This window comes from Klebsiella sp. GN_Kp190, from assembly GCF_040061795.1.
Classification (GTDB): domain Bacteria; phylum Pseudomonadota; class Gammaproteobacteria; order Enterobacterales; family Enterobacteriaceae; genus Klebsiella; species Klebsiella michiganensis.
Genome location: NZ_JBEAFN010000012.1, coordinates 128,305 through 143,031, shown reverse-complemented (window position 1 = coordinate 143,031; position 14,727 = coordinate 128,305). Strand labels below are relative to the sequence as shown.

The following is a 14,727-nucleotide window of genomic DNA, read 5'->3' as shown; positions in this document are numbered from 1 at the left end:
GTAAGCCTGGTCAAAGGTTAAACAAAAGTTTCTTTGGCCCATTTGGCATGCCCGCGAGTAACACCGTTTTAATCAGGCATACACTTATGACCGCAACAGCACAGCAGCTTGAATATCTGAAGAACAGCATCCAAAGCATCCAGGACTATCCGAAACCTGGCATCCTTTTCCGTGATGTCACCAGCTTGCTGGAAGACCCGAAGGCCTACGCGCTCAGCATTGAGCTGCTGGCCGAGCGTTATAAAGACGCGGGGATTACCAAAGTGGTGGGCACCGAGGCGCGTGGCTTCTTATTTGGCGCACCGGTTGCGCTGGCGCTGGGCGTAGGCTTTGTTCCGGTACGCAAGCCGCGTAAGCTGCCGCGTGAAACTATCGCAGAAAGCTACGAGCTTGAGTACGGCACCGATCAGCTGGAAATCCATGTCGATGCGATCAAAGAAGGCGATAAAGTCCTGGTGGTTGACGATCTGCTGGCAACCGGCGGCACCATTGACGCCACCGTGAAGCTTATTCGTCGCCTGGGCGGTGAAGTGCACGATGCGGCCTTTATTATTAATCTGTTCGATCTGGGCGGCGAGCAGCGCCTGGAAAAACTGGGAATCAACTGCTATAGCCTGGTCCCTTTCCCGGGCCACTAAGCAAATCCCGCCACATAGCCTCGCTGATTGAGCGGGGCTGTGATAGCATGACCCCTCGTGATTTCACCTTCCAGCGTTTCAGAGCCAGCCCATGAGTTATCAGGTCTTAGCCCGTAAATGGCGCCCACAAACCTTTGCTGACGTCGTCGGCCAGGAACATGTGCTGACCGCACTGGCGAACGGCTTGTCGTTAGGGCGCATTCACCACGCATATCTTTTTTCCGGTACCCGAGGAGTCGGTAAAACCTCTATCGCGCGCCTGTTGGCAAAAGGATTAAACTGCGAAACCGGCATTACCGCCACGCCGTGCGGCGTCTGCGATAACTGCCGTGAAATAGAACAGGGGCGCTTTGTCGATCTGATTGAGATCGATGCCGCCTCGCGCACCAAAGTCGAAGATACCCGCGATCTGCTGGATAACGTCCAGTACGCGCCGGCCCGCGGTCGCTTCAAGGTCTATCTGATCGATGAAGTCCATATGCTTTCGCGCCACAGCTTCAACGCGTTGTTAAAAACGCTGGAGGAGCCGCCGGCGCACGTTAAATTTCTGCTGGCGACGACCGATCCGCAGAAGCTGCCGGTGACCATTCTTTCCCGCTGCCTGCAGTTCCATCTTAAGGCGCTGGATGTCGAGCAGATTCGCCATCAGCTGGAGCATATTCTCGGCGCCGAGCAGATCGCTTTTGAACCGCGCGCGCTGCAGCTGCTGTCGCGCGCGGCGGACGGTAGCCTGCGCGATGCGTTAAGCCTGACCGATCAGGCCATTGCCAGCGGCGACGGTCGCCTGACGGCTGAATCCGTCAGCACCATGCTCGGCACCCTTGACGACGATCAGGCGCTTTCGCTGATTGAGGCGCTGGTGGCTGCCGACGGCGAGCGGGTCATGGCCGGCGTCAATGAGGCTGCCGCCCGCGGCGTGGAGTGGGAGGCCTTGCTGGTGGAAATGCAAAGCCTGCTGCACCGTATTGCGATGGTTCAGCTCTCGCCGTCGGCGCTGGGAACGGATATGGCCGCGATTGAGCTGCGCATGCGCGAGCTGGCGCGGACGGTGCCGCCAACCGATGTTCAGCTGTACTATCAAACGCTACTGATTGGCCGCAAAGAGCTTCCGTACGCCCCGGACAGACGAATGGGCGTCGAGATGACGCTTCTGCGTGCGCTGGCTTTCCATCCGCGTATGCCGCTGCCGGAACCGGAGGCGCCGCCGGTGCAGGCTATTCAGGCCGCACCGGCCCAGCAGGCTGTCCCGGCATCCGTGCCGCCGTCACCGCCGCCGAATTTGCCGCAGACCACCAGCCAGGTGCTGGCGGCCCGCAGCCAGCTGCAGCGTAGCCAGGGAGCGCCCACCCCAAAAAAGAGTGAACCGGCAGCCGCTTCCCGCGCGCGGCCGGTGAATAACGCTGCGCTGGAACGACTGAGTTCAATTACCGAACGCGTACAGGCGCGTCCGGCGGCGGCTGCGCTGGAGAAAGCGCCGGCGAAAAAGGAAGCCTATCGCTGGAAATCGACGACGGTTGTTGAAGCCATAAAAGAAGAAGTGGCGACGCCGAAGGCGCTGAAAAAAGCGCTGGAGCATGAAAAAACGCCGGAACTGGCGGCAAAGCTGGCAGTCGAAGCGGTCGAGCGCGATAGCTGGGCGGCGGAAGTCAGCCGGCTTGCGGTACCCAAACTGGTGGAGCAGGTCGCCCTGAACGCCTGGAAAGAGCAGGAGGGCAATCGCGTCTGCCTGCATCTGCGTCCGAGCCAGCGTCACCTGAATTCGGCGGGCGCGCAGCAAAAGCTGGCGGAAGCGCTCGGTATTTTGTACGGTACGCCGGTTGAATTGACCATCGTGGAAGATGATAATCCCGCGATGCGCACGCCGCTTGAGTGGCGGCAGGCAATTTATGAAGAAAAGCTCGCGCAGGCGCGTGAAGCGATTATTGCGGATAATAACATTCAGACGCTGCGTCGATTCTTCGATGCGGACCTGGATGAAGAGAGTATTCGCCCCATTTGATTGCAAGTCTGACTTGCGGTCAGCATCCTTAACGATGACTTACTGAGAGAGAAGCCTATGTTTGGTGGAAAAGGCGGTCTGGGTAACCTGATGAAGCAGGCCCAGCAGATGCAAGAAAAAATGCAGCAGATGCAGGAAGAAGTGGCCCGGCTGGAAGTGACCGGTGAATCCGGCGCAGGCCTGGTAAAAGTCACCATCAACGGCGCGCACAACTGCCGTCGCGTTGAGATCGACCCGAGCCTGCTGGAAGACGACAAAGAGATGCTGGAAGATCTGGTGGCTGCCGCGTTTAACGACGCCGCCCGCCGCATCGAAGAGACGCAGAAAGAAAAAATGGCGTCCGTGTCCGCCGGTATGCAGTTGCCGCCAGGCTTTAAGATGCCGTTCTGATGCAGACCAGTCCGCTGTTAACGCAGCTTATGGAAGCACTGCGCTGCCTGCCGGGCGTCGGCCCGAAGTCGGCGCAGCGCATGGCGTTTACCCTGCTGCAGCGCGACCGCAGCGGCGGAATGCGCCTGGCGCAGGCGCTAACGCGCGCGATGTCGGAAATCGGCCACTGCGCCGATTGCCGTACCTTCACCGAGCAGGAGGTGTGCAATATTTGCAGCAACCCTCGGCGCAAGGAAAACGGCCAGATCTGCGTGGTAGAGAGCCCAGCGGATATCTACGCTATCGAGCAGACCGGGCAGTTTTCCGGTCGCTACTTTGTGCTGATGGGCCACCTGTCGCCGCTTGACGGTATCGGGCCGGATGACATTGGGCTCGATCGTCTGGAACAGCGTCTGCGTGACGAATCGATGCAGGAAGTGATCCTCGCGACCAACCCAACGGTAGAAGGGGAGGCGACGGCCAATTATATCGCCGAGCTCTGCGCGCAGTATGGCGTAGACGCGAGTCGTATCGCCCATGGCGTACCGGTCGGCGGCGAGCTGGAGATGGTTGACGGCACGACGCTATCCCACTCGCTAGCCGGGCGGCATAAGATTCGTTTTTAATCAAACGGAGGCGCTTTTCGGGGCCTCCGCTTGAAAACTTCTCCCTCTGTCCCCATCTCACCCTCAACGGTTTTTTTACCATTAACAATGGCATTGTTGAGGTTGATTTAGATGAAAGGACAAGAAACTCGTGGTTTTCAGTCAGAGGTCAAGCAGCTTCTGCACCTGATGATCCATTCTCTTTATTCCAATAAAGAAATTTTCCTGCGTGAGCTGATTTCCAACGCCTCCGATGCGGCCGACAAGCTGCGCTTCCGCGCGCTGTCCCAGCCGGATCTGTACGAAGGCGACGGCGAACTGCGCGTGCGTGTTTCATTTGATAAAGACAACCGCACCCTGACCATCGCCGATAACGGCATTGGTATGAATCGCGATGAGGTCATCGACCATCTCGGCACCATCGCCAAGTCCGGCACCAAAGCGTTCCTTGAGTCCATGGGCTCTGACCAGGCGAAAGACAGCCAGCTGATTGGCCAGTTCGGCGTGGGCTTCTATTCGGCGTTTATTGTTGCCGATAAAGTTACCGTCCGTACCCGCGCGGCGGGCGACAGCGCCGAAAACGGCGTCTTCTGGGAATCCGCTGGCGAAGGCGAATATACCGTTGCCGACATTAACAAAGCCGATCGCGGTACCGAGATCACGCTGCACCTGCGCGAAGGCGAGGACGATTTCCTCAACGACTGGCGCGTGCGTTCGATCATCAGCAAATACTCCGATCACATCGCGCTGCCGGTGGAAATTGAAAAGCGCGAAGACGTTGACGGCGAAACCGTCATTAGCTGGGAGAAAATTAACAAAGCCCAGGCGCTGTGGACGCGCAATAAGTCGGAAATCAAAGACGACGAATACAACGAGTTTTATAAGCACATTGCCCACGATTACAGCGATCCGCTGACCTGGAGCCACAACCGCGTTGAAGGTAAGCAGGAGTACACCAGCCTGCTGTATATCCCGTCGCAGGCGCCGTGGGATATGTGGAATCGCGATCATAAACACGGCCTGAAGCTGTATGTGCAGCGCGTCTTCATCATGGATGACGCCGAGCAGTTTATGCCGAACTACCTGCGTTTCGTCCGCGGCCTGGTCGACTCTAACGATCTGCCGCTGAACGTGTCGCGTGAAATCCTTCAGGACAGCAGCGTCACCCGCAATCTGCGAACCGCGCTGAGCAAACGCGCCCTGCAGATGCTGGAAAAACTGGCGAAAGACGACGCGGAAAAATATCAGACCTTCTGGCAGCAGTTTGGCCTCGTGCTGAAAGAGGGGCCGGCGGAAGATCAGGCTAACCAGCAGGCCATCGCCAAACTGCTGCGTTTCGCCAGCACCCATACCGACTCCGCCGCGCAGACCGTGTCGCTGGAAGAGTACGTCTCCCGCATGAAAGAAGGGCAGGAGAAGATTTACTACATTACCGCCGACAGCTACGCCGCCGCGAAAAGCAGCCCGCATCTGGAACTGCTGCGTAAGAAAGGCATTGAAGTGCTGCTGCTTTCCGATCGCATCGACGAGTGGATGATGAGCTATCTGACCGAGTTCGACGGTAAGCCGTTCCAGTCGGTGGCGAAAGCCGATGAGTCGCTGGATAAGCTGACGGACGAAGTGGATGAAACCACTAAAGAAGCCGAGAAGGCGCTGGAGCCGTTCGTTGAGCGTGCCAAAACGCTGCTCGGCGACCGGGTGAAAGAGGTTCGTCTGACCCATCGTCTGACCGATACGCCGGCCATCGTCACCACCGACGCGGATGAAATGAGCACCCAGATGGCAAAACTGTTTGCCGCTGCGGGCCAGGCCGCGCCGGAAGTGAAGTACATCTTTGAACTGAACCCGCTGCATCCGCTGGTAAAACGCGCGGCGGATACCCAGGATGATGCACAGTTCGGCGAGTGGGTTGAGCTGCTGCTCGATCAGGCGCTGCTGGCCGAGCGCGGTACGCTGGAAGATCCGAACCAGTTTATCCGCCGCATGAACCAGCTGCTGGCGTCGTAATCTTTACCCTCACTCTACCCCTCTCCCGCTGGGAGAGGGCCGGGGTGAGGGCATCAAACCGCACTCTACGTAAAATATCTCACCATTAACCGTTTCAGCCGCCCCGCCTTCCTTGAGCCATCCGCGTTCTGGTGGTATGGTTTAGCGTTTTTTGAAAAATTGAATCAACTTTTGAGGGGATTTTCGTAATGCGTATTATTCTGCTTGGCGCTCCGGGCGCGGGTAAAGGAACTCAGGCTCAGTTCATCATGGAGAAATACGGTATTCCGCAAATCTCCACCGGCGACATGCTGCGTGCCGCGGTGAAGTCAGGCTCCGAGCTGGGCAAACAGGCGAAAGATATTATGGACGCCGGTAAGCTGGTCACCGACGAACTGGTTATCGCCCTGGTCAAAGAGCGTATTACTCAGGAAGATTGCCGCAACGGTTTTCTGCTGGACGGCTTCCCGCGCACCATTCCGCAGGCTGACGCCATGAAAGAAGCGGGTATCACCGTGGATTACGTGCTGGAATTCGATGTTCCTGACGAACTGATCGTTGACCGCATCATCGGGCGTCGCGTTCACGCAGCTTCCGGCCGCGTTTACCACATCAAATTTAATCCGCCGAAAGTTGAAGGCAAAGACGACGTGACCGGCGAAGAGCTGACCACCCGTAAAGACGACCAGGAAGAGACCGTGCGTAAGCGTCTGGTTGAGTATCATCAGATGACGGCTCCGCTGATCGGCTACTATCAGAAAGAAGCCGAAGCGGGCAATACCCAGTACGCGAAAGTCGATGGCACCAAAGCGGTGGCCGACGTTCGCGTTGAACTGGAAAAAATCCTCGGTTAATTCCGTTAGTTCTCACCCCGCCGCGGCGGGGTGAGAACTCCTCTCATTTTACCTTTTTCTATGATTGGTTCCGTTTAGCGCCATTTCAGCTACAATTGTCAGCGATTCAAATGGTTAAGAGGCGGTAATGCATCAGACGAAAACAGGTATCTTATTAGCCAATTTAGGCACTCCCGATGCGCCCACGCCCGACGCGGTAAAGCGCTATCTACGACAGTTTCTTAGCGATCGGCGCGTGGTGGATACCTCCCGTCTACTGTGGTGGCCGCTGCTGCGCGGCGTGATACTGCCCCTGCGAGCGCCCCGGGTCGCTAAGCTCTATCAGTCCATCTGGATGGAAGACGGCTCGCCGCTGATGGTCTATAGCCAGCAGCAGCGGCAGGCGCTGGCCGCGCGGCTTCCGGATACGCCGGTGGCGCTGGGGATGAGCTACGGTTCGCCGTCGCTGGAGAGCGCGGTTGATGAACTGCTGGAGCAGGGCGTGGATCACATCGTGGTGCTACCGCTCTATCCGCAGTACTCCTGCTCCACCGTGGCGGCGGTCTGGGATGAACTAGGGCGTATCCTTGCCAAAAAGCGCGCCATCCCCGGCATCTCTTTTATTCGCGACTACGCCGATGACGTGGACTATATTCACGCGCTGGCCGCCAGCGTGCGCGCGTCCTTTGCGGTGCACGGTGAGCCAGATTTACTGCTGCTCTCCTATCATGGCATCCCTCAGCGGTACGCCCAGCAAGGGGATACCTATCCTCAGCGCTGCCGCGATACCACCCGTGAGCTGGTTTCAGCCCTGGGGCTGCCGCCTGACCGGGTGATGATGACGTTCCAGTCGCGCTTTGGTCGTGAGCCCTGGCTGACGCCCTACACCGACGAAACGCTGAAAATGCTCGGTGAGAAAGGGGTGAAGCATATTCAGGTTATCTGCCCCGGCTTTTCCGCCGACTGCCTGGAGACGCTGGAGGAGATCGCGGTGCAGAACCGGGAAATCTTCCTCGAAGCCGGCGGCCAGCAATATGAGTACATTCCGGCGCTTAATGCGGACACCGCGCATATTGAAATGATGGTCAACCTGACGGCGAAATATCGCTGATCGCGCGTGCGGCGGGGAGTATGCTACTATTCCCCGCTTGTTCACTGTCAATAAATCGCCACTATGAAATTTCCCGGTAAACGCAAATCCAAACACTATTTTCCCGTCAACGCTCGCGATCCGCTGCTGCAGCAAATTCAGCCGGACAATGAGTCTAACGTCGCCTGGGTGGTCGGCATCGATCAAACCCTGGTCGATATCGAAGCGAAAGTGGATGAGGCGTTTATCGTACGCTACGGCCTGAGCGCCGGGCATTCGCTGGTGATTGAAGACGATGTCGCCGAAGCGCTGTATCAGGAACTGGTTCGCAATGACCTGATTACCCACCAGTTTGCCGGCGGCACCATCGGTAACACCATGCACAACTACTCGGTGCTGGCGGATGACCGTTCGGTTCTGCTTGGCGTCATGTGCAGCAATATTGAAATCGGCGGCTACGCCTACCGCTACCTGTGCAACACCTCCAGCCGTACCGATCTGAACTACCTGCAGGGGGTGGATGGGGCGATTGGGCGCTGCTTTACGCTGATTAGCGACTCCGGCGAGCGCACCTTTGCGATCAGCCCCGGGCATATGAACAAGCTCCGTCCGGAAAGCATTCCGGAAAGCGTCATCGCCGGCGCCTCCGCGCTGGTGCTGACCTCCTATCTCGTGCGCTGCAAGCCGGGCGAGCCGATGCCGGACGCGACGATGCAGGCCATCGCATATGCGAAAAAGCACGATGTACCGGTGGTCCTGACTCTGGGGACCAAATACGTTATCGCCGATAATCCGGCGTGGTGGCAGGCGTTCCTCAAGGAGCACGTCTCTATTCTGGCGATGAACGAAGAGGAGGCGGAAGCGCTGACCGGACTATCCGATCCGCTGCTGGCTTCCGACAAGGCGCTGGAGTGGGTTGACCTGGTACTGTGCACCGCCGGGCCTGCCGGGCTGTATATGGCCAGTTTTACCGAGGATGAGGCTAAGCGCAAAACGCAGCATCCGCTGCTGCCGGGCGCGATTGCCGAGTTTAACCAGTATGAATTCAGCCGCGCGATGCGCCATCAGGATTGCGAAAATCCGCTGCGTATTTATTCGCATATCGCACCCTATATGGGCGGGCCGGAGAAGATCATGAATACCAACGGCGCGGGCGACGGCGCGCTGGCGGCGCTGCTGCACGATATCACCGCCAATAACTATCATCGCAACAACGTGCCGAACTCCAGCAAGCACAAGTGCAAGTGGCTGACCTATTCCTCGCTGGCGCAGGTGTGTAAATACGCTAACCGCGTGAGCTATCAGGTGCTGAACCAGCACTCGCCGCGTCTGACCCGCGGCCTGCCGGAGCGTGAAGATAGCCTGGAAGAGGCTTACTGGGATCGCTAAGCCGGTAAGTAAAGCCGGCCCCGAGAAGTCGGGGCCGGAAGCATTAACCGGTAATAAGCTCGCCTGCTGGCGGCGTTTCGAGCAGCTGCAGCATGGCGCGGGCGATTTCCCGCTCGCCCATCACCACCTGGTTGGCGCCGCGTTCAACGATATACTCCACTTCATCGTCGTAGTGGGCGCGCGCGATGATCTCGATATTCGGGCACTTCTCGCGCGCGGAAGCCACGATTTCCCCGGCTTCATAGCCGTTAGGGATGGTCAGCAGCAGCCAGCGGGCGCAGTCAAGATGCGCCAGATTCATAATCTCTTCATTGGCGGCGTTGCCTAATACCGCGCGAATACCGCGTGCGCGCAGTTCGTCAACGCGGGTACGCGAGGTTTCGATAACCACCAGCGGCACGCCCTGCGCCATCAGTTTTTCACCGAGCAGGCTCCCGACGCGACCGAAACCGACCAGCAGCGCGTGGTTACAGATATCGACGGGGATCTGTTTCTCATCTTCAAGTACTTCTTCCAGCGTCTGTTCGTCCAGCGTCTCCGTTTTATCGAGATATTTTTCCAGCAGGGTAAACAGGACCGGGTTGAGCATGATGGAGATAATGGCGCCGGCAAGCACCAGGTTTTGCCCCGCCTGCGGCAGCAGATCCAGCGCCATTCCTAGCCCGGCGAGAATAAAGGCAAATTCACCGATTTGCGCCAGGCTGGCGGCAATGGTCAGCGCGGTGCGCGGCGAGTGGCCGAACATTCGTACCAGAAAGAAAGCGGCGGCCGATTTACCGAAAATAATGATGACCAGCGTCGCCAGCACCGCCAGCGGCTGATCGATCAGGATCATTGGGTCAAACAGCATTCCCACGGAAACAAAGAACAGTACGGCGAAGGCGTCGCGCAGCGGCAGGGTATCGTGGGCCGCGCGATGGCTGAGCTCGGATTCATTGAGCACCATACCGGCGAAAAAGGCGCCGAGGGCGAAGGAGACGTCAAACAGCTCAACGGCGCCGAAGGCGATGCCGAGCGCTAACGCCAGCACCGACAGCGTAAACAGCTCGCGCGAGCCGGTTGCCGCGCTGCGTGACATAATCCACGGCACCAGGCGGCGGCCTACCAGCATCATTATGGCGATAAAGGCAACGACTTTACCGATGGTTATGCCCATATCGAGGGCCAGGGTAGCCAGGCCAACGTCACCTTTCTCGGTCATGCTGGCGACCGCCGGCAGCAGCACCAGCGTCAGCACCATCACCAGATCTTCCACAATCAGCCAGCCGATAGCGATTTGCCCCCGCTGGCTATCAATAAGCTGTCGTTCTTCCAGCGCGCGCAGCAGCACCACGGTACTGGCGGTAGAAAGACACAGACCAAAAACGATCCCGGTCATTAACGACCAGCCCAGCATGGCAGAGAGCGCCATACCCAACAGCGTCGCCACGGCGATCTGGGCGATAGCCCCCGGAATAGCGATGGCCTTGACCGCCATCAAATCTTTTAAGGAGAAATGCAGACCCACGCCGAACATCAGCAGGATCACGCCAAGCTCTGCCAGCTCCGGCGCCAGCTTGGTATCAGCAACGAAACCAGGGGTAAAAGGTCCGGCCAGCACGCCCGCTAATAAATATCCCACCAGAGGAGAAATACGTAGCTTATTGGCAATCATGCCGAGAATAAAGGCGAGCACAAGGCCGCCGACAATGGTGGTGATTAGCGGTGTTGCGTGGTGCATTCCGTCTCCTTGCAGTGGTGAGCTGATCCATTTTCGGCATATACCCGTCATACTTCAATTTGCATGGGCGTTGGCTTTCCTCGCTCACCCCAGTCACTTACTTCAGTAAGCTCCAGGGGATTCCCTGCGTCGCCGCCTTCCTGCAACTTGGATTATTTAGGGTATAAAACCAAAAAACCGAATAATAGTTTATGACAATTTCAGCGGTTTTGTTTATGAATAATCGTTGAATTTTGCAGAAAGATGGAATTGGCATGCAAAAAAGCACGGACCGCAAAATGGCAGCAGCTTATGCGGGGTAATGCTGGTGGAGTAAGGGATTGAGGCAGCCAAAGTTACACTTTGGCTGCCGAAGAATCAGGACTTTTGGTGGTTGTTAGGCAGAAATATCGTCAGGATGCCGATAAGAGGCAGGAAAGCGCAGATTTTATAGACCAGCTCGATACTGGTATGGTCAGCTAATAGCCCCAGCACCGCGGCGCCAAGGCCACCCATGCCAAAAGCAAATCCGAAGAACAAACCAGAAACCATGCCGATCCGCCCCGGCAATAGCTCCTGAGCGTAGACCAGAATGGCGGAAAAAGCCGACGCGAGGATAAAACCAATTATCACCGTTAAAATGCCGGTCCATTCCAGCGATGCGTAGGGTAAAACAAGAGTAAACGGCGCTACGCCAAGGATAGATCCCCAAATAACATATTTTCGCCCAATCTTATCGCCTACAGGCCCGCCAATCACCGTTCCCGCCGCGACGGCAAAAAGGAAAGCAAACAGATGAAACTGCGCGTTTTGCACCGATAATCCAAACTTTTGCATCAGATAAAAGGTGTAATAGCTGCTGATGCTCGCCATATAGAAGTATTTTGAGAAAATCAGCAGCAAAAGAATGCTAACCGCCAGAATGACTTTGTTTTTCGGCAATGGATTGACAATGACCGCTTTGGGTTTACCTTTGTTCATACGGTGCTGAGCGGCATACCAGCGGCTGATCTGCGCCAGCACGACGATCGCCAGCAGCGCCGCCAGGACAAACCAGCCAACGTTACCTTTGCCGTAGGGCGCGATAATCAGGGCCGCAAGCAGCGGGCCTAACGAACTGCCAAAGTTGCCGCCGACCTGGAATATCGACTGCGCCAGGCCATGGCGACCGCCGGAGGCCATTCGCGCCACGCGTGAAGACTCCGGGTGAAAGACCGAAGAGCCGGTACCGACCAGCGCGGCAGCCAGCAGAACCATCCCGAAGCTCCCGGAAATCGCCAGCAGTACCAGACCGCTTAAGGTAAAGCACATGCCTATCGGTAGCGACCACGGCATCGGGTGTTTGTCGGTCAGATAGCCGACGACCGGCTGCAGCAGCGATGAGGCCAGCTGGAAGGTGAGGGTAATCATCCCTATCTGCACAAAGGTCAGCGAAAACTCGGCCTGCAGCAGCGGGTAGATAGCCAGAATAAGCGATTGGATCATATCGTTTAGCAAATGCGAGAGGCTGATAGCGCCGAGAATGCGAAACGAGGTGCGTGCTTTTTGCGGCGCAGCAGCGGGGCCGGATAAGGGTCGTGCGGTCTGATTCATTGCCATAGGTTCGCTTAAGTATTTTTTATAGAGGATGCAGGTGGAATTATTATCTGCCTAACATACCTGCCCCTAAGGTTTGAAGGAAGTCGCAATTCTGAAAACATATTTGTCTAATCGGCTAACTCGCTATACTTTCGGCACTTGTCATTTCGTCAGGGAGAGAAATATGCACTTTATGAAGCAAGGCGTTGCGCTGGCGCTATTCACGGCGTTATCGCTGGGGAGCCTGTCTGCGCAGGCTTATGAGCAGGATAAAACCTATAAAATTACCATCCTGCATACTAACGATCATCATGGCCACTTCTGGCGCAGCGACTACGGCGAATACGGGCTGTCGGCACAAAAAACGCTGGTGGACGGCATTCGCAAAGAGGTGGCGGCAGAGGGCGGCAGCGTGCTGCTGTTATCCGGCGGCGATATCAACACCGGCGTGCCGGAATCCGACTTACAGGACGCGGAACCCGATTTTCGCGGGATGAACCTGATTGGCTATGATGCGATGGCGGTGGGCAATCACGAGTTTGATAATCCCCTTAGCGTACTGCGTCAGCAGGAAAAATGGGCGAAGTTCCCGTTCCTCTCCGCCAATATTTACCAGAAAAGCACCGGCGAGCGTCTGTTTAAGCCGTGGGCGCTGTTCAAACGCGGCGGGCTGAATATTGCGGTTATCGGCCTGACGACCGACGATACGGCCAAAATTGGTAACCCTGAGTTTTTTACGGATATCGAGTTCCGCAAACCGGCGGAAGAGGCCAAACTCGTTATCCAGGAGCTGCAGCAGAATGAAAAACCGGACGTCATTCTGGCCACCACCCACATGGGCCATTATGACAACGGCGCCCACGGCTCGAATGCGCCGGGCGACGTCGAGATGGCGCGCAGCCTGCCGGCAGGTTCGCTGGCGATGATCGTCGGCGGCCACTCGCAGGACCCGGTATGCATGGCCTCTGAGAATAAAAAACAGGTGGATTACGTTCCGGGCAGCCCGTGCGCGCCGGACAAGCAGAACGGTATCTGGATCGTCCAGGCCCATGAGTGGGGCAAATATGTGGGCCGCGCCGACTTCGAATTCCGCAACGGCGAAATGAAGCTGGTGCACTATCAGCTGATCCCGGTCAACCTGAAGAAAAAGGTCACTTACGACAACGGCGAGAGCGAGCGCGTGCTCTATACGCCGCAAATCGCCGAAAATCCGCAGATGCTCTCCCTGCTGACGCCGTTCCAGAATAAGGGCAAAGCGCAGCTGCAGGTCAAAATCGGTAGCGTAAACGCGCACCTGGAGGGCGATCGCAGCAAAGTGCGTTTTGTGCAAACCAATATGGGACGTCTGCTGCTGGCGGCGCAGATGGCGCGCAGCAATGCCGATTTCGCGGTGATGAGCGGCGGCGGCGTGCGTGATTCGATTGAAGCGGGCGATATCACCTATAAAGACGTGATGAAGGTACAGCCTTTCGGCAACGTGCTGGTGTATGTCGATATGAGCGGTAAGGAAGTGACGGAGTATCTGACCGCCGTGGCGCAGATGAAGCCCGATTCTGGCGCCTATCCGCAGTTTGCCAACGTCGGTTTTGTGGCCAAAGACGGTAAGCTTAATAATTTGACTATCAAAGGCGAACCGGTCGATCCGGCGAAGACCTACCGTATGGCGACCCTGAGCTTTAACGCCACCGGCGGCGATGGCTACCCGCATATTGATACCAGGCCCGGCTATGTGAATACCGGCTTCATCGACGCGGAGGTGCTGAAAGAGTATATCCAGAAAAACTCACCGCTGGACGCGGCAGCTTATGAACCGAAAGGCGAGGTAAGCTGGCAGTAACGTCAGAGCAGCGCCCCGGTGGCGCTGCGCTTACCGGGGCGACAGGTCTGAGCGGTTTTGGATTTTATAGCCCGGACAAGGCGCGTCAGCGCCGCCTCCGGGAGTGTCCTCAGACGAAAAACCGTCAATTAATCGCGACGCGCGATATCGGCGAATTTTGCCTCAAGGATCTTCGCCAGATCGCTGGCCGCCAGCTCAATATCCAGCCCGCGTTTGCCGCCGGAAATATAGATGGTGGCAAACGACTGGGCCGGCGCGTCAATCACCGTCGGCAGGCGTTTTTTCTGTCCAAGCGGGCTGATCCCGCCCACCAGATAGCCGGTGACCCGCTGTGCGACCATCGGGTCTGCCATATCGACTTTCTTAGCGCCTAAAGCCCTCGCCACCTTTTTCAAATCCAGCTGACCCGCTACCGGCGTCACCGCGACGGCCAGATGCTTCATGTCGCCGTTGACGGCGACCAGCAGCGTTTTATAGACCTGGTCCGCGTTGAGCCCCAGCTTACGCACCACCTCATCGCCAAAATTGGTTTCGTTCGGATCGTGATCGTAGCTGTGAATGTGAAAACTAATTTTGTTTTTTTCGAGTAATTTTACGGCGGGAGTCATCGTTATCCTTCTTACCAACCGATTTAATGTGACATAAGCATACGCCCGACGGCTGTCTAAAAAATAGTATCATCTTGCGCAATAGTATTGGCAGTG

Annotated in this window: 12 protein-coding genes and 1 other annotated feature; of the genes, 9 read left to right on the top strand and 3 right to left on the bottom strand. The window is 57.0% G+C overall.

Annotated elements, in window-relative coordinates; translation table 11 throughout:
- The first annotated feature begins 86 nt into the window (after positions 1 to 86).
- The 8 genes from apt (at position 87) to ABLU67_RS10050 (ending at position 8,909) form a co-directional block, all read left to right on the top strand.
- A complete protein-coding gene (gene apt, locus ABLU67_RS10085) occupies positions 87 to 638 on the top strand; it encodes an adenine phosphoribosyltransferase (protein ID WP_004099669.1) in 552 nt (183 codons plus the stop codon).
- Between the two features lie 91 nt (positions 639 to 729).
- Positions 730 to 2,637: a DNA polymerase III subunit gamma/tau gene (gene dnaX / locus ABLU67_RS10080; protein WP_348852285.1), complete on the top strand. Its 1,908-nt coding sequence runs from the start codon at positions 730 to 732 to the stop codon at positions 2,635 to 2,637.
- Positions 1,970 to 2,034 (top strand) — a sequence feature (DnaX frameshifting element). It overlaps the preceding gene by 65 nt.
- 57 nt (positions 2,638 to 2,694) lie before the next feature.
- Entirely contained in the window at positions 2,695 to 3,027 is a 333-nt protein-coding gene (locus ABLU67_RS10075) for a YbaB/EbfC family nucleoid-associated protein (protein ID WP_004099673.1), read from the top strand.
- Positions 3,027 to 3,632 (top strand): recombination mediator RecR, encoded by a 606-nt coding sequence (recR, locus tag ABLU67_RS10070; RefSeq protein ID WP_004129946.1) that lies wholly within the window; start codon positions 3,027 to 3,029, stop codon positions 3,630 to 3,632. Before ABLU67_RS10075 ends, recR begins: the two co-directional genes overlap by 1 nt.
- Positions 3,633 to 3,743: 111 nt before the next feature.
- Positions 3,744 to 5,618: a molecular chaperone HtpG gene (gene htpG, locus ABLU67_RS10065; protein WP_009653565.1), complete on the top strand. Its 1,875-nt coding sequence runs from the start codon at positions 3,744 to 3,746 to the stop codon at positions 5,616 to 5,618.
- A gap of 188 nt (positions 5,619 to 5,806) precedes the next feature.
- On the top strand, positions 5,807 to 6,451 hold the full coding sequence (gene adk / locus ABLU67_RS10060) for an adenylate kinase (RefSeq protein WP_004848363.1): 645 nt from the start codon (positions 5,807 to 5,809) through the stop codon (positions 6,449 to 6,451).
- A gap of 127 nt (positions 6,452 to 6,578) precedes the next feature.
- A complete protein-coding gene (gene hemH, locus ABLU67_RS10055; protein ID WP_004129953.1) occupies positions 6,579 to 7,541 on the top strand; it encodes a ferrochelatase in 963 nt (320 codons plus the stop codon).
- A gap of 63 nt (positions 7,542 to 7,604) precedes the next feature.
- Positions 7,605 to 8,909: an inosine/guanosine kinase gene (locus ABLU67_RS10050; RefSeq protein ID WP_004137947.1), complete on the top strand. Its 1,305-nt coding sequence runs from the start codon at positions 7,605 to 7,607 to the stop codon at positions 8,907 to 8,909.
- Between the two features lie 43 nt (positions 8,910 to 8,952).
- Here the strand turns inward: ABLU67_RS10050 and ybaL are convergent, their stop codons facing one another.
- Together ybaL and ABLU67_RS10040 are read right to left on the bottom strand one after the other, a co-directional pair.
- On the bottom strand, positions 8,953 to 10,629 hold the full coding sequence (gene ybaL, locus ABLU67_RS10045; RefSeq protein ID WP_109240784.1) for a YbaL family putative K(+) efflux transporter: 1,677 nt from the start codon (positions 10,627 to 10,629) through the stop codon (positions 8,953 to 8,955).
- Between the two features lie 357 nt (positions 10,630 to 10,986).
- Positions 10,987 to 12,207 (bottom strand): MFS transporter, encoded by a 1,221-nt coding sequence (locus ABLU67_RS10040; RefSeq protein ID WP_064405075.1) that lies wholly within the window; start codon positions 12,205 to 12,207, stop codon positions 10,987 to 10,989.
- Positions 12,208 to 12,370: 163 nt separating this feature from the next.
- On the opposite strand from ABLU67_RS10040, the gene ushA reads away from it, so the two are divergent.
- Complete coding sequence (ushA, locus tag ABLU67_RS10035; RefSeq protein WP_014228215.1) at positions 12,371 to 14,023, top strand: bifunctional UDP-sugar hydrolase/5'-nucleotidase UshA; 1,653 nt, start codon at positions 12,371 to 12,373, stop codon at positions 14,021 to 14,023.
- Positions 14,024 to 14,151: 128 nt separating this feature from the next.
- Here the strand turns inward: ushA and ybaK are convergent, their stop codons facing one another.
- Positions 14,152 to 14,631, bottom strand: coding sequence for a Cys-tRNA(Pro)/Cys-tRNA(Cys) deacylase YbaK (gene ybaK / locus ABLU67_RS10030; RefSeq protein WP_025107139.1), 480 nt, complete (start codon positions 14,629 to 14,631; stop codon positions 14,152 to 14,154).
- Positions 14,632 to 14,727: the final 96 nt, after the last annotated feature.